17 protein-coding genes are annotated in these 14742 nt (G+C 70.6%); 8 read left to right on the forward strand and 9 right to left on the reverse strand.

What is annotated here, in order from left to right:
• Positions 1-218: 218 nt before the first annotated feature.
• Both C2L58_RS25560 and C2L58_RS25565 read right to left on the reverse strand, forming a co-directional pair.
• A complete protein-coding gene (locus C2L58_RS25560; protein ID WP_003081747.1) occupies positions 219-893 on the reverse strand; it encodes a Crp/Fnr family transcriptional regulator in 675 nt (224 codons plus the stop codon).
• A gap of 149 nt (positions 894-1042) precedes the next feature.
• Positions 1043-1294, reverse strand: coding sequence for a hypothetical protein (locus C2L58_RS25565; RefSeq protein ID WP_013230551.1), 252 nt, complete (start codon positions 1292-1294; stop codon positions 1043-1045).
• A gap of 238 nt (positions 1295-1532) precedes the next feature.
• Here C2L58_RS25565 and nth point away from each other — a divergent pair, with 238 nt between their 5' ends.
• From nth to C2L58_RS25585, 4 genes are read left to right on the forward strand one after another with little or no spacing between them, the layout of a single operon-like run.
• On the forward strand, positions 1533-2216 hold the full coding sequence (gene nth / locus C2L58_RS25570) for an endonuclease III (protein ID WP_103340139.1): 684 nt from the start codon (positions 1533-1535) through the stop codon (positions 2214-2216).
• Positions 2213-2812, forward strand: coding sequence for a TlpA family protein disulfide reductase (locus C2L58_RS25575; RefSeq protein ID WP_103340142.1), 600 nt, complete (start codon positions 2213-2215; stop codon positions 2810-2812). The genes nth and C2L58_RS25575 overlap by 4 nt, the downstream gene beginning before the upstream one ends.
• A complete protein-coding gene (locus C2L58_RS25580) occupies positions 2809-3507 on the forward strand; it encodes an NUDIX hydrolase (protein ID WP_103340144.1) in 699 nt (232 codons plus the stop codon). The genes C2L58_RS25575 and C2L58_RS25580 overlap by 4 nt, the downstream gene beginning before the upstream one ends.
• Before the next feature lie 4 nt (positions 3508-3511).
• Complete coding sequence (locus C2L58_RS25585) at positions 3512-4696, forward strand: MarP family serine protease (RefSeq protein ID WP_103340146.1); 1185 nt, start codon at positions 3512-3514, stop codon at positions 4694-4696.
• Here the strand turns inward: C2L58_RS25585 and C2L58_RS25590 are convergent.
• Complete coding sequence (locus C2L58_RS25590) at positions 4693-5574, reverse strand: TetR/AcrR family transcriptional regulator (protein WP_103340148.1); 882 nt, start codon at positions 5572-5574, stop codon at positions 4693-4695. The genes C2L58_RS25585 and C2L58_RS25590 overlap by 4 nt on opposite strands.
• 111 nt (positions 5575-5685) lie before the next feature.
• Between C2L58_RS25590 and C2L58_RS25595 the strand changes: the two genes are divergently transcribed.
• Positions 5686-6774, forward strand: a complete 1089-nt coding sequence (locus C2L58_RS25595) for an FAD-dependent monooxygenase (protein WP_103340151.1) — start codon at positions 5686-5688, stop codon at positions 6772-6774.
• Here the strand turns inward: C2L58_RS25595 and C2L58_RS25600 are convergent.
• From C2L58_RS25600 to nhaA, 3 genes are read right to left on the reverse strand one after another with little or no spacing between them, the layout of a single operon-like run.
• On the reverse strand, positions 6761-7687 hold the full coding sequence (locus C2L58_RS25600; protein WP_103340153.1) for an alpha/beta fold hydrolase: 927 nt from the start codon (positions 7685-7687) through the stop codon (positions 6761-6763). The genes C2L58_RS25595 and C2L58_RS25600 overlap by 14 nt on opposite strands.
• Before the next feature lie 5 nt (positions 7688-7692).
• A complete protein-coding gene (locus C2L58_RS25605; protein WP_103340154.1) occupies positions 7693-8184 on the reverse strand; it encodes a phage holin family protein in 492 nt (163 codons plus the stop codon).
• Between the two features lie 42 nt (positions 8185-8226).
• The gene (gene nhaA / locus C2L58_RS25610; protein ID WP_103340156.1) at positions 8227-9414 is read right to left on the reverse strand and encodes a Na+/H+ antiporter NhaA; all 1188 of its coding nucleotides are present in this window, start codon (positions 9412-9414) and stop codon (positions 8227-8229) included.
• A 190-nt stretch (positions 9415-9604) separates the two neighbouring features.
• On the opposite strand from nhaA, the gene C2L58_RS25615 reads away from it, so the two are divergent.
• Positions 9605-11062, forward strand: coding sequence for a peptide MFS transporter (locus tag C2L58_RS25615; protein ID WP_103340157.1), 1458 nt, complete (start codon positions 9605-9607; stop codon positions 11060-11062).
• A gap of 17 nt (positions 11063-11079) precedes the next feature.
• On the opposite strand, the gene C2L58_RS25620 is transcribed toward C2L58_RS25615, so the two are convergent.
• On the reverse strand, positions 11080-12111 hold the full coding sequence (locus tag C2L58_RS25620; RefSeq protein WP_103340159.1) for an IS110 family transposase: 1032 nt from the start codon (positions 12109-12111) through the stop codon (positions 11080-11082).
• Positions 12112-12340: 229 nt separating this feature from the next.
• Positions 12341-13069, reverse strand: a complete 729-nt coding sequence (locus C2L58_RS25625) for a VIT1/CCC1 transporter family protein (RefSeq protein WP_103340160.1) — start codon at positions 13067-13069, stop codon at positions 12341-12343.
• A 130-nt stretch (positions 13070-13199) separates the two neighbouring features.
• On the opposite strand from C2L58_RS25625, the gene C2L58_RS25630 reads away from it, so the two are divergent.
• Positions 13200-13541, forward strand: coding sequence for a cupin domain-containing protein (locus C2L58_RS25630; RefSeq protein ID WP_103340162.1), 342 nt, complete (start codon positions 13200-13202; stop codon positions 13539-13541).
• Positions 13542-13721: 180 nt separating this feature from the next.
• A complete protein-coding gene (locus C2L58_RS25635) occupies positions 13722-14036 on the forward strand; it encodes a hypothetical protein (RefSeq protein WP_103340163.1) in 315 nt (104 codons plus the stop codon).
• Between the two features lie 4 nt (positions 14037-14040).
• Here the strand turns inward: C2L58_RS25635 and C2L58_RS25640 are convergent, their stop codons facing one another.
• Positions 14041-14529, reverse strand: coding sequence for a DUF6319 family protein (locus C2L58_RS25640; protein WP_103340164.1), 489 nt, complete (start codon positions 14527-14529; stop codon positions 14041-14043).
• Positions 14530-14742 lie beyond the last annotated feature (213 nt).

The raw sequence follows: 14742 nt of genomic DNA on the forward strand, positions 1-14742 counted from the left end.
AGCACAGAAAAACCCAGCTCCCTCCGGCACACGGGTCGGGGCCTGGCCCGGAGGGCGGGGAGCGCGGATCGTCGGGGGATGGTCCGCGCAACAACGAAGAGCCGGTGCGCCACGTCGGGGGTGGCGCCCGGCTCTTTGTTATGTGTCAAGAAGAGTTGTGTGCCATGAAGAAGGCCTCCTCACCCTGCCTGGGTGAGGAGGCCTTCGACGTAAGACGGCTAGCGAGCGCGGCGGGCCAGGCGCTCCGGGTCCAGGATCAGCACGCTCTTGCCCTCGAGCCGCAGCCAGCCGCGGTGGGCGAAGTCGGCGAGCGCCTTGTTGACGGTCTCGCGCGACGCCCCGACGTACTGGGCGATCTCTTCCTGGGTCAGGTCGTGCGTGACCCGCAGCAGACCCGCCTCCTGGCTGCCGAACCGCTGCGCGAGCTGCAGCAGCGCCCGCGCCACGCGGCCCGGGACGTCGGTGAAGATCAGCTCGGCGACCATGTTGTTCGTCCGGCGCAGGCGGCGCGCGACGACGCGCAGCAGCTGCTCGGCGATCTCCGGGCGGGTCGAGATCCACTGGCGAAGGGCCGGGCGATCCATGGTGACCGCGCGGACCTCGGTGACCGTGGTCGCGCTCGACGTCCGGGGGCCGGGGTCGAAGATGGACAGCTCGCCGAACATGTCGGACGGGCCGAAGATGCCCAGCAGGTTCTCGCGGCCGTCCGGGGACTTGCGGCCGATCTTCACCTTGCCGGACTGGATGATGTACAGCTTGTCGCCGGGCTCACCCTCGTTGAAGATGACATGGCCGCGGGGGAACTCCACGGATTCCAAGGTCTGGGCCAGCGCCTCCGCCGCTGCCGGCTCCACACCCTGGAAAATGCCCGCACGGGCCAGGGTTTCGTCCACCTCGGGTGCCTCCTCGTCGAGAAACGATCACGCTCCCCCTTGGCTGGAGGAGCGTGACGCCGATCACTTGCGCGTCAGTCTAGGGCGTACTCCCGAGATCGCTCGCCGGACTCGCGCACGGCGGAAACGATCTCGTTCGAACGTGGAGCCTAACTCCGCACGCGACGCGCGCGTAGCCTGGCTGCCCGTCCGCCCAGCCTACGCAGCCGGAACAGCTCCAGCGCGCGGCCGATGCCGTGCCCGTAGAGCGCCCTGACCTCGTTGGGCTGCGCCTGCTCGAGGAACTCTTCGACCTCGTTCTCCTGCACCGCGACGTGCTTGAGCCGGCTCTCCACCCGCTCCATGAAGAGCGCGAAGAACATGATGACCAGGGGGACCAGGATGACGAACCAGACGGTCACGACCGAACCCCCAGACACATCCCGAAACACTCAGTGAGAAGCATGTACTCCAGATCCTCGCTCATGGCGGCCGGAAAACGCGCCGAGGTGGTGCTCTGGCGTGTCGGTCGTCCACCGGTGCAGTGCCCGGCTCGTCCGACGGCGCCCGTAGGCTATCGGGGTGCCACCTGCCACCACGAACGCCCCCCGTGCGGGCGCTGGTGAAAGCCGGTTAGCTCTGGTGAGACGCGCCAGGCGGATGAAGCGTTGCCTCGACGACGTGTATCCGGACGCCCACTGCGAGCTCGACTTCACCACACCACTGGAACTGCTGGTCGCGGTCGTGCTGTCCGCCCAGACCACCGACGTCCGGGTGAACCTCGTCACGCCCGCGCTGTTCAAGCGCTACCGGACCGCCGCCGACTACGCCGGTGCCGACCGCACCGAGCTGGAGGAATACCTCCGGAGCACCGGCTTCTACCGGGCCAAGGCGAACTCCGTGATGGGCCTCGGCGCGGCGCTGGTCGAGCGCTTCGACGGCGAGGTCCCGGCCAAGCTCGAGGACCTGGTCACCCTGCCCGGCGTCGGCCGCAAGACGGCCAACGTCGTCCTCGGCAACGCCTTCGACATCCCGGGCATCACCGTCGACACCCACTTCGGCCGGCTGGTCCGGCGCTGGGGCTGGACGACCGAGGAGGACCCGGTCAAGGTCGAGCACGCGATCGGCGAGCTGATCCCCCGCAAGGAGTGGACGATGCTCTCGCACCGGGTGATCTTCCACGGCCGCCGCGTCTGCCACGCCAAGAAGCCGGCCTGCGGCGCCTGCCCGCTGGCCAAGGACTGCCCGTCGTACGGCACCGGCCCGACCGGGTTCGACGAAGCCGCGAAGCTGGTCAAGGGCGTCGAGAAGGACCACATCCTGGCTTTGGCGGCGCCTCGGTGACGAGAGTCACCAAGTGGGCGCTGGCCGCCGCCGTGCTGGGGGTGGCGCTGATCGTCGCGCTGCTGCCGCGCGGCGGTGACGCCCCGGCCGCGAAGCCGTCGGGGGACCTGGCGCCCGCCCGGGCCGCGGCGGCGCTCCAGCCGTGCCCGGCACCGGGGCCGGCGCAGCCGGTGAAGCAGCTCGAAGGCGTCACGGCGGACTGCCTCGGCGACGGCGTGCCCGTCGACGTCGGCAAGGCCCTCGCGGGGGCTCCGGTGCTGGTCAACGTGTGGGCGTCGTGGTGTGGGCCGTGCCGGACCGAGCTGCCCGTGCTCCAGGAGTACGCGCGGCAGCCGGGGGCCGTGCGCGTGCTCGGCGTCCAGGTGCAGAGCCCGGCGAAGGACGGCCTGGACCTGCTGGCGAAGCTGGGCGTGCACCTGCCGTCGGTGTTCGACGGGGACGGCTCGAGCGGGCCCGTCCGGACGGCGCTGAAGGTGCCTTCGGCGCTCCCGGCGTCCTACCTCGTCACCGCCGGCGGTCAGGTGCGGTTCATCGCGAATCCTCGCTCGTTCGTGAACACTGACCAGGTGCGCGCGGCAGTCGAGGGGGCAAGGTGATCGGACCACTGGTCGAACCCGAGTCGGTTCCCGAGTGGCTCCGGCCGCTGGTCAAGGTGAGCGGCGAGGTCGACGCCAAGACGTTCACGCGGTTCAGCCCACCCGAAGACGCCTACCCGCGCCCCGCCGCGGTGCTCATCCTCTTCGGCGAGCGCGAAGCCGACGGCGAGCCGGACATCCTGCTGCAGCGCCGCGCCGACACGCTGGGTTCGCACGCCGGCCAGGTCGCCTTCCCCGGCGGTGGTGCCGAGGAGGGCGACGGCGGCCCGGTCGGGACCGCACTGCGCGAGGCCGAAGAGGAGACCGGCGTCGTCCCCTCTGGCGTCCGGCCGATCGCGGTGCTGCCGGAACTGTTCGTGCCCGTGTCCGGGTTCGCCGTGACGCCGGTGCTGGCGCACTGGGCGGAACCGTCGCCGGTGCACGCGGTCGACCCCGGCGAGACGGCGTCGGTCGCGCGCGTCGCCGTCGCCGACCTGGTCGACCCGGCCAACCGGTTCACGGTGCAGAAGAAGGGCATGCCCTGGAAGGGGCCGGCCTTCGAGGTCGGCGGCCTGTTCGTGTGGGGATTCACCGCCGGGCTGCTGTCGGTGCTCCTGAGCCTGGGAGGCTGGGAGCGCGAATGGGACCCGGGCGACGTCCGGGACCTCGACGAGGCGCTGGCCGCGTTCCAGGCGCGGGTACTGAGCGGGGGGTGACGCGGTGAACTGGGTCGATGTCGTGGTGCTGCTGCTGGCCGTGCTGGCGGCGGTGTCCGGCGCATACCAGGGTGTGATCATCGCGCTGCCGTCGCTGGTCGGCGTCGTGCTCGGGGCGGTCGCCGGGATCAAGCTCGCGCCGGTCGTGGTCTCGTTCTTCGACGACCCGGTCTGGAAGGTCGCCTTCGCGGTGGCGACCGTGGTCTTCCTGGTCGCCTTCGGCGAGGCGATCGGCGTCTACGTGGGCCGCCGGCTGCGGCAGAAGATCAACCCGGACAAGCTCTCCGGCGTCGACAAGACGCTCGGCGCGGTCGTGCAGGCGCTGGTCGTGTTCGTGGTGGCGTGGCTGATCGCGACGCCGCTGACGGCCGTGTCCGGCGCGCCGTGGCTGGCCAAGGCGATCAACAACTCGGTGGTGCTCGGCAAGGTCAACGACACCATGCCGGAGGCCGCCCAGGGCTTCCCGAGCCAGCTGCGCAAGCTGCTCGACGCGTCCGGCTTCCCCTCCATCGTGGACCCGTTCCAGAAGGCGCCGACGGCGGACACCTCGCCGCCGGACCCGGCGCTGCAGCGCAGCGAGATCGTCCAGCAGCTGCACGGCAGCGTGGTCAAGATCCGCGGCAGCGCGAGTTCGTGCTCGCGCTCGCTCGAAGGCAGCGGATTCGTGATCGCGCCGCAGCGGGTGATGACGAACGCGCACGTCGTGGCCGGTACCGACACCGTCGGCATCGAGACGACCCAGGGCGACTACCCCGCTCGCGTCGTCTACTTCGACCCGGAGGTCGACATCGCGGTGCTCGCGGTGCCGCGGCTGAAGGCCGAGCCGCTCCGGTTCGCCCCGGAGACGGCGACCGCGGGCGACAGCGCGGTCGTGCTCGGCTACCCGCTCGACGGCCCGTACCGGGCGACGCCGGCGCGCGTGCGCGGCCGGATCAACCTGCGCGGCCCCGACATCTACGAGGCCAACACCGTGCAGCGGGACGTCTTCACGGTCCGCGCCGAGATCCGCAGCGGCAACTCCGGCGGCCCGATGGTGACCCCGGACGGCAAGGTCATCGGCGTCGTCTTCGGCGCGGCGGTCGAGGACCCGGAGACCGGCTTCACGCTGACGGCCGAGCAGGTGCGCGCCGAGGTCGACGCGGCCCCCTCCCAGACGACGAACGTGTCCACCGGCTCCTGCGCGGCCTAACGCCCGAAGCGCAGCGCAAGGCCGTCCAGCAGGGCCCGCATGCCGGACTCGAAGATGTCGTCCAAGACGAGGTCGTAGCCGGTCCGCTCGAGTTCGCGGAGCATCTCGGCGAACACCGGGCGCCCCGTGGTCATCGGCCCCATCGAGGGGAGCTGGCGGTCCATCCACTGGTCCTCGGACAGCCCGGACGAGGCCAGCGCGTGCTGCTCGCGTTCGAGGTGGATGGCGAGGCCCTGGACGTAGCTGAAGAACAGGACGTGCAGGTCGCACAGCGCCGCCGCGCCGACGCCGAGCTCGGACAACGCCGTCAGCGCCCATTCGCCGTGCATGCCGAGGTTGGGCAGGGGCAGCGGCCCGGTGACCGGCCCGAGCTGGGCCAGCCACGGGTGCCGCCGGAAGAGCGTCCAGAGCGTGCGGCCGCCGAGCGTCAGCCGTTCGCGCCAGTCGCCCGACGGCTTGGCCGGGTAGCCGCGCTCGCCGAACGCGGCGTCGGCCATGAGCAGCACCAGTTCGTCCTTGCCGCGCACGTACCGGTACGGCGCCATGGCCGCGACCCCGAGCCGGGCCGCGACGCCACGCATGGACAGCGCGCCGAGGCCTTCGGTGTCGGCGATGGCGATGGCGGTCCGCACGAGCCGTTCGCGGGTCAGCCCGGGAGAACCACCGCGGCGATCCCGGTCGGCGACGACCGTGCCGGACCGCGGCTCCGCGCGGACGAGACCCTCTTGGCTCAGCTGGGCCAGCGCCTTCGCCGCGGTCGCCATCGCGACGCCGTGATCGGCCGCGAGCCGCCGCGTCGAGGGCACCCGCGCCCCCGGCGGAAGCTCGCCTCGCGCGATCCGGTCCCGCAGCGCGTCGGCGATGGCCACGTACTTCACGCCGGTCTCCTGACCTAGTACAGAAAGCCATCTGTGCTAGTACAGAAATGGCCTGCTGGCTGGGTGTTCTCCACAGTGGAGCGTACAAGCGTACGAGTCTGGGAGGAAACAATGCGGAACGTCCTGATCTCCGGCGCCGGGGTGGCCGGCGGCACCCTGGCCTGGTTCCTGGCGCGCGAAGGCTGGGCGGTGACCGTGGTGGAGCGGGCGCCCGGCCCGCGCACCGGCGGCCAGGCGATCGACGTGCGCGGCGTCGCGCTCGACGTCGTCGAGGAAATGGGGCTCGGCGACCGGATGCGCGCGCTGCGCACCCGGATGCGCGGGATGTCCGTGGTGGACGGCGATGGCCACGAGCTGTTCCGGTCGGAAGAGCACACCTTCACCAGCGGACGGCTGGACAGCGCCGACTTCGAGATCCTGCGTGACGACGTCGTCGCGATGCTGCTGGAGGCCCCCGGCGTCGAGTACGTCTTCGGCGACTCCATCACCGCACTGACCGAAGAGGCGCACGGGGTGCGCGTCGAGTTCGAGCGCGGCGGCTTCCGGACGTTCGACCTGGTCGTCGGGGCGGACGGCCTGCACTCGGTGGTGCGGCGGCTGGCCTTCGGCCCGGAGGAGGACTTCACCCGGCACCTCGGCCAGTACCTGGCGATCTTCCCGACGGCCAACTTCCTGGGGCTCGAGGACTGGCAGGTCTGGTTCCGGCACGAGCACACCGGGGGCGTGGCCTACCCCGTCCGGGACAACAGCGAGCTGCGCGTGACGCTCGGCTTCGGCTCGGAACCGCTGCCGCGGATGGCCGTCCCGGAGCAGAAGCGGCTGATCGCCGAGCGGCTCGCCGGGGTCGGCTGGGAGGTGCCGAAGCTGCTGGAGGCGATGGCCGCCGCGGACGTCTTCTACTTCGACGCCATGGCCCAGATCCACCTGGACCGCTGGTCGGCGGGCCGGGTCGTGCTGGTCGGCGACGCCGGCTACTGCGCCTCGGCGCTGTCCGGCCAGGGGACGAGCCTCGCGCTGGTCGGCGCGTACGTCCTCGCGCAGGAACTCGGCCGGGCCACCCACGAAGAGGCCTTCGCGGCCTACGAGCGGCGGATGCGGCCCTTCGTCGCGCTCAACCAGGCGCTGGCCACCGAAAATCCCGAAGGGCCGGCGTCGGAGGAGTCGGTCGAGCGGGCGAAGAACGCCATCAGTCTCGCTTGAGGAAGCCCGCCAGGGCCGCCGACGTGCGGTCCGGCGCCTCGAGGTGGGGGAAGTGCCCGACGTCCGGCCAGATCTCCGCCTCGGCGTGCGGGCCCGCCCAGCGCGTCGACGACGTCGCCGTTTCCGGGAGGATGCAGGTGTCGTCGGCGCCGTGGAGCTGCAGCGTCGGGGCGGCGATCCGGGCGTCGACGGCGTCGGTGAACCGCCGGCCCTCGCCGCGGAACTGGGCGCGGAAGGCCCACCGGTAGTACTCGAGCGCGCTGTGCGCGACCCCGGGCACGAGCATCGCCTGGCGGAACGCCTCGACGCTGCCGGTGAAGTCCGGAGTGGACCGCCAGCGGGGGCCGGCCCAGCCGCCGAACAGGTCCTCGACGGCCTGGGCGTCGTCCTTCACCAGCCACTTCTCCGGCGCCATCGGCACCTGGAAGCGGAAGAGGTGCCCGGCCGCGCGGCCCTGGCCGCGCCACGGACGGGCGGCGCCCGAGCGCAGGGCGAGCGGGTGGGCGGCGCCGATCGCCGTCACCGAGGACACCAGCCGCGGGTGCAGCGCCGCGACCGTCCAGGCGAGCATGCCGCCCCACGCGTGCCCGACCAGGTGCGCGCGGCGCGCCCCGAGCGACTTGATCAGCCCGCCGACGTCACCGGCGAGCGTCCACGCGTCGTAGCCGCGGGGCGGCTTGTCCGAGTCGCCGTAGCCGCGCAGGTCGACGGCGACCGCGCGGAACCCGGCGTCGGCCAGGGCCGGCAGCTGGTGGTGCCAGGTCCACCAGAACTCGGCGAACCCGTGCAGCAGCACCACGACCGGCCCGTCACCGAGCTCGGCGACGTGCAGGCGGATGCCGTTCGCGGACACGTCACGGTGGACCCACGGGCCGTCGAGCCGGACGATCGACGGGTCGGGGGACGCGTGCAACGACTTCAGTCGCGGGTGGTCAGGCCGGCTTCGGGCGCGCGCTGCGGCTTGAGCGCGGCCGCGGTCTCCTTGACGCTGGCGATGGTCCGCTCCGGTGCCTTGAACTTCTTCACCTTGCGGTAGCCGAGGAACCCGGCCACGCCCGCGACGAGCAGCATCAGGAAGAACACGATGCCGAAGGCGATCCAGCGGTAGCGCACCCACTCGGCCAGCCCCTCGGCCGCGAAGAAGAACAGGAAGAACGTGCTGTACAGGAAGACCGTCAGCGCGATCAGGAAGAAGATGGCCCCCTTGAGGCCCTTCTTCATCTCGCCGACGAGCTCGGACTTCGCCAGTTCCATCTCGGCCCTGACCAGGGTGGAGATGTGCTGGGTCGCGTCGCCGACCAGCCGGCCGATCGACTGGTCGCCGGGGATGTCGGAAGCGGAGGACAGCGGGAGGTAAGGCACGGCCCCCACGCCGTCGGGGCCGGTGCGTTCGTGCTTGGGGCTGCTCACCGGGTCATCGTGCCATGTGTCCCGTTACCGGGCGCGGCGGAGTCACCGTGTGTCGGGGAATCGCGCATGAACCTTGCTACGACGGAGTAGCAAGGCCGCCGCCAGGAGGGACGCCGTCGCCGACGCGATCAGCACCGCGGCCTTCGCCAGCTCGCTGGGGCCGTCCGGCAGCGACAGCTCCGCGATCAGCAGGCTCACGGTGAAGCCGACCCCGCCGAGCACGGACAACGCGGCCAGATCCCGCCAGCCCATCCCGCGTGGCTTCTCCGCCAGGCGCAGCTTAACGGCGAGCAGGCCGGCCCCGAGGATGCCGACGACCTTGCCGCCGAGGAGCCCCGCGAGGACCGCGAGCGGCAACGCCGTGGTGAACACCGCGCCGAGCGCGTCGGCGTTGATCGAGATCCCGGCCGCGAACAGCGCGAACACCGGCACCGCGACGGCCGCCGACCACGGCTGGAGCCGGTGCTCGAGCCGCAGCGCGGGCGCCTCCTCCTCGCCCTCGTCGGCCCGGACGCGGGTGAGCAGGCCCAGCGCGACCCCGGCGATCGTGGCGTGGATGCCCGCCGAGTGCACCGCGACCCAGGTGACCAGCGTCAGGGGGACGTACAGCCACGGCGTCCGGACCCGGCGGTGCTGCAGGAACGCGTACAGCGCGAGCGCGGCGACGGCGACGGCCACGGCGACCAGGTCGAAGCCCGACGTGAACAGCACGGCGATGACGACGATCGCGCCGAGGTCGTCCACCACGGCCAGGGAAAGCAGGAAGACGCGGGCGCTCGAGGGCAGGTTGGACGCCGTCAGCGCCAGCACGCCGAGGGCGAACGCGATGTCCGTGGCGACGGGGATCGCCCAGGCCCGCTCGATCCCCGGCGTCCCCCAGCCGACGGCCAGGGCGACGAGCGCGGGCACGACCATGCCGCCGATCGCGGCGACGACCGGCAGGACCGCCTGCTTGAGCCGGGACAGCTCGCCGATGACGAGCTCGCGCTTGAGCTCCAGCCCGGCGACGAAGAAGAACAGGGCGAGGAGGCCGTCCTTCGCCCAGTCGCCGATCGTCAGGTTCAGGTGCAGGAACTCCGGGCCGAGCCGGAACTCGCGCAGCGCGAAGTAGCTGTCTCGCAGCGGCGAGTTGGCCCACAGCAGCGCGACCGCCGTCGCGCCGAGCAGGATCAGCCCGCCGGTCGTTTCGGTGCGCAGATAGCGGGCGAATTCGCTCAACGGGCGGGTCATCGGGGCAGCTCCAGGGGTCGCTGATCACTGTTGCCGACCAGGCTTCCCGGCGCACCTTCGTCCCAGTTTACCGGCGCTTTGTCACGCATTGTCATGATCGCCGCCACACCTTGTGCCGGTGGTGGGTCACGCGGTGGGCTCCTACCATGCCAATCGACAACGAAGTTCCCTGAAAAAAGGAAGACGAGCTGTGAGCACCTCAACCGAGGTCCAGCAGGACACGAGGTTCTTCGGGCACCCACGAGGACTGGCGAACCTCTTCGGCGTCGAGATGTGGGAGCGGTTCTCCTACTACGGGATGCTCGGCATCCTGCCGATCTACCTGTACTACCGGGTCGAACAGGGTGGTCTGGGTCTCGCGCAGGAGTCCGCGCTCGGCATCGTCGGCGCGTACGGCGGCCTGGTGTACCTGTCGGCCGTCATCGGCGCGTGGGTGGCCGACCGCCTCCTCGGCTCCGAGCGGACGCTGTTCTACAGCGCCGTGCTGATCATGATCGGCCACCTCAGCCTGGCCCTGCTGCCGGGCCTGGCCGGCATCGGCGTCGGCCTCGTGTGCGTCGCGGTCGGCAGCGGCGGGCTGAAGTCCAACGCGACGGCGATCGTCGGCACGCTCTACGCCGAAGGCGACGAGCGGCGCGACGCGGGCTTCACGATCTTCTACATGGGCGTCAACCTCGGCGGTTTCGTTGGCCCGCTGCTGACCGGGCTGGCGCAGACCCAGGTCGGCTTCCACCTCGGGTACGGGCTCGCGGCGATCGGGATGGCCCTCGGCCTGACCCAGTACACGTTCGGCCGCAAGAACCTCGGCGACAAGGCGAAGGAGGTCCCGAATCCGCTGCCGGCGTCCCGGCGCGTGCTGGCGATCGGCGCCGCCCTCCTGCTGGTGGCCGCGGTCGTCGGGCTGGTCGTCACCGGCGTCGTCAACCCGGGCAACCTCGCCGACGTCGTCGTGTGGGTGGTCGGCGTGATCTCGGTGGTCTACTTCCTCGTCATCCTGACCAGCGGCAAGATCACCGGCGTCGAGCGCAGCCGGGTGTTCTCCTTCATCCCGATGTTCATCGCCAGCGCGGTGTTCTTCTCGCTGTACCAGCAGCAGTTCACGGTCGTCGCGGCCTACACCGACCAGCGGCTGAACCGGAACCTGTTCGGCTGGGAGATGCCGGTGTCCTGGGTCAACTCGATCAACCCGGTGTTCATCATCGTCTTCGCCCCGATCCTCGCGGCGCTGTGGACGAAGCTCGGCGAGCGTCAGCCGTCGACGCCGATGAAGTTCGTCCTCGGCACGGTGCTGATGGGTGCGGCGTTCCTGCTGTTCCTGCCGATGGTGGGCAGCGGCAAGAACGCGAGCCCGATCCTGGCGATGGTCGGCATCCTGTTCGTGTTCACGATCGCCGAGCTGTGCCTCTCGCCGGTCGGGCTGTCGCTGTCGACGAAGCTCGCGCCGGCGGCGTTCCGGACGCAGATGGTGGCGCTGAACTTCCTGTCGATCTCGTTCGGCACGGCGATGTCCGGCAAGCTCGCCGAGTACTACTCGGTCGACGACGAAGCGCCGTACTTCAGCACGGTCGGCTTGGTCGCCATCGGTGTCGGCGTGCTGCTGTTCCTCGGCATCCCCTTCATCCGCAAGCTGATGAAGGGCGTGCACTGAGATGCTCCTATGGATCGTCAAGTCAGTAGGGCGTGGCGGACTTCGCGGGCGACGTAGCGTTTGAGGCAGCGGATGATTTCGGGTTTGGTCAGTCCTTCTGCGGTGCGTCGTGCGACATAGGCGCGGGTTGGTGGGTCGTAGCGTAGTCGGCAGAGGACGATGCGGTAGAGAGCTGCGTTCGCCTGCCGGTCGCCGCCACGGTTGAGTCGGTGGCGACCGGTGGTCTTGCCGCTGTTGGCGGGAAGCGGCGCTACCCGGCAGAGATTGGCGAAGGCGGGATCGCTGTGGAGCCGATCGGGGTTGTCGCCTGCAGTGACCAGCAACGCGCCGGCGGTGTCGGTTCCGACGCCGAACAGTTCGAGAAGTCCTGGGCAGGCATGCGGAACGAGCTGCTGGAGCAGGTCGTCCAGGACGGCGATATCGTGGTCGACGTCCTGGTGGCGTCGGGCAAGGATTTTCAAGGCGTGTTTCGTGGCCGAGGTCGGATCGAGGGCGGGTCCGGGGCGCAGCGCGGCGGCGGTGGTGACCAGGTCACGGGTGGACAGCTGACGCAAGTTCTCGCGCACCAGCTCGGGCGCGCTGATCACCAGGGCATGCAGTTGGTTGGCGACCTGGATCCGGATCCGTACTGCCCCTCGTCGCGCGACCCGGAGCGCGCGGATGGACTCGACGTTGCCGTCCCGGTTCTTCGGGACTCCGGTCGCGGTGCCGGCCGGCACGGCGCGTGCTGCTGCTTCGGCGTCGACCGGGTCGGACTTGCCGCGGGCTCGTCGGGTCCGCCGGTCCGGGCGGTCGACCTCGATCACCCGGTGCCCGGCTCGCCGTGCTGCCCGCGCCGGCCCGGCGCCGTAGCAGCCGGTGCCTTCGATGCCGAAGGCGTGGACCTGGCCTAGTGCGCGGCTCCAGCGCAGCAGTGATCGGTACCCGGGTGGATCGGCGCTGAAGGACCGCTGCGCGAGCACCCGCCCGACCTGGTCGAGGGCCACTGCGACGTGGGTCTCGAGGTGGGTGTCGACGCCGACCGTGACGTAGGTGCCGAGATTTGTCATCGTGGATATGCCATCTCCCTCATCCGGTGGTGGCACGGCACCCACCGAACGGGCGGACAAGACAGTGACGGGGCCTCTGGCCAGGCTCCTATGAGGTCACGCCGCTCACGCAGGTGACGTGCACGACGGGGTCACCCGCGCCGAGCGACAGATCTCAGCAAAGACACCAAAGGTCGGTCAGCCGAAGGGGCAACTCGGACGGGCGACCCCGTCACCCCCATTGTCACTGTCAGCCGACGGTGACCCCGAAGATCACCCCGACGAAGTAGGTCACGACCATGGTGAGGGCGCCGACGCCGACGTTGCGGAGGATCGCGCGCCCCACGTTCGCGTCGCCGAGCCTCGCGCTGACCCACCCGGTCAGCGTGAGGCCGACGACGACCGCGGCCGCGCACGCCCACACCCGCAGGGAGACGCCGGCCCACGCGATGGAGAGCAGCGGCAGCAGCGCACCGACCGAGAACGCGATCAGCGACGCCCAGGCCGCCTGCCACGGGCTGGTGAGGTTGTCCGGGTCGATGCCGAGCTCGGCCTCCGCGTGCGCCTGCAGGGCGTCCTTTTCGGTCAGTTCGCGGGCGACCTGGCTCGCCAGCTCCGGCGAGAGGCCCTTGTCTTCGTAGATTTCGGCGAGCTCGCGCTCCTCGGCCTCCGGCATCATCTTGAGTTCCTGCTTTTCGAGCCGGAGCAAGGCCTGTTCGGTGTCGCGCTGGGTGCTCACGGAAACGTATTCCCCGCCGGCCATGGAAAAGGCGCCGGCGACGAGCCCGGCGATTCCGGCGGTCAGGATCGTGGTGCTTTCCGTGGTCGCCCCGGCCACGCCGACGACGATCCCGGCCACGGACACGATGCCGTCGTTCGCCCCCAGCACCCCGGCCCGCAGCCAGTTCAGCTTCCCGCCCACGCCCTGGTGCGGTTCGTGAGCGTGTTCCACGGCGTCACCGTCGATCGTTTCGGTCACCGGACCAGTGAAACACGGAAGCGGAATCGTGGCGAGACTGGGGATTCTCGGTCAGGTGCGCCTAAATAACGGCTGCCTTACCTAAGTGGTCCTGTGTGGACTCTCAGCCGAGCTGGGTCATGATGGCGGCATGGAAGAGCAGGTGTGGCACCCGCTGATCAAGGTGGAGGGCCGGCCGCTACTCGGCGGCGAGGGCCGGTTCCGGCTGCTGGAGCAGGCGGTGAGCGGCCTGGCGTACTTGATCCACTACCCGGCCGGGGTGTCATCACCTCCGCACGCGCACGACCACGACTCGATCGTCTACGTCCTGTCGGGCCGCTTGCGCGGGACGGTGGACGGCGTCGAGGCCGTCCTCGAGCCGGGCGATTCGGCCGTGCACCCACGCGGGGTGACCCACCACGTGGAAGCCCTGACGGACTCGATGTGGGTGGAGTTCAAGTCACCCCTGCCGGCCCGCCCACCGATCGCGTAATAGCGGATTCGCGGCGGCAACGCAAACGGCCATCCACAGTGACCCCGCTTTTCCGCAGCTTGGCGGAAGTTGTCCACAGATCGCTCAGTGGCGGGTTTTTGCAGGTGGGGGCCAGTAGACTGGACCAGGGGACGCCCCCCGGGATAGGGCGGGGGCCGCCTGTCTTGGCGGAGAGGGCGGATGGGCGAAGATCGGCCGGCGCCGACGCGCGGGCAGGTGCGGCACGTTCTCGGTGAACTCGCTGACGGACGACTCGCGCCCGTCGAGGCGTCCGACTGGGCCGGTCGATGGTTCGGCGAAGAGATCGACGACGACTTGGTCCACGAGACGATCGCTGCGCTGTACTCCGCGGACATGCCCGTCGCGCCGGGCAAATACCTCTACGGTCCGCTCGACTTCCAAGCGTGGCTGAACGACTTCGACGTCCAGCCGAACGCCCGGAAAAGCGGAAACGCCCGGCCCCGCCGATGCGGAACCGGGCGCTTCCCGGAGTAAAGCCTCAGGCGTCCAGCTCGGCGAGGGCCTGCTTGGCCTTCTCGAGCTCGGCCTCCAGCGCCGCGACCTTCGCCGCCTGCGCCTCGCGGGCCTGGTTGATCACCTCGTCGATCGGGCCCGACAGGTCCGCGTGCAGCTCCTTGGCCGCGCGCGACACCGCCGCCGCCGGGATCTCGAGGCCCTTCGCGACCCACTTCGAGCCGTTCTTCAGCTCGGCCTGCCACTCGCCGTCGGCGGTGCCGGTGACCGTCAGGGTCAGTTCGACCGTGCGGGTCTTCTTCGCCGTCGACGCCGTCGCCGCACCCTTCGGGCGGCCGCGCTTCGGCTTGGGGGCCTCTTCCTCGGCGGGCGAAGCGTCGCCCTCCGAGGGGGAGGCCGGGGACGCGGACTCGGTGACGGTCGCCTCGTCGGCGGAAACCTCCGGAGTCGAAGCCGGAGCCTCGGTCGGAGCCGAAGCCGTTTCCTCGTCGTGCGTCAGGACATCCACGGTCATCGTCGTGTCGTCTCCTTGCCCGGGAAGTGGGTGTGGTTCGCGGCACAGCGTAGAACATGCGTTCGAGCCGCGCCACGCGGGGTGTCATGACAGAGCCCTCCCGGCGCGAAGCCGGAAGGGCTCTGACTCCAGGAGACGCTAGCTCACTCCTCCGACTTGCCCGACTTCAGGCCCGACGAGATCAGGTCCATCACCGACGAGTCGGCCAGCGTG

Source organism: Amycolatopsis sp. CA-126428, from assembly GCF_002904335.1.
In the GTDB taxonomy this organism is placed as follows: Bacteria; Actinomycetota; Actinomycetes; order Mycobacteriales; family Pseudonocardiaceae; genus Amycolatopsis.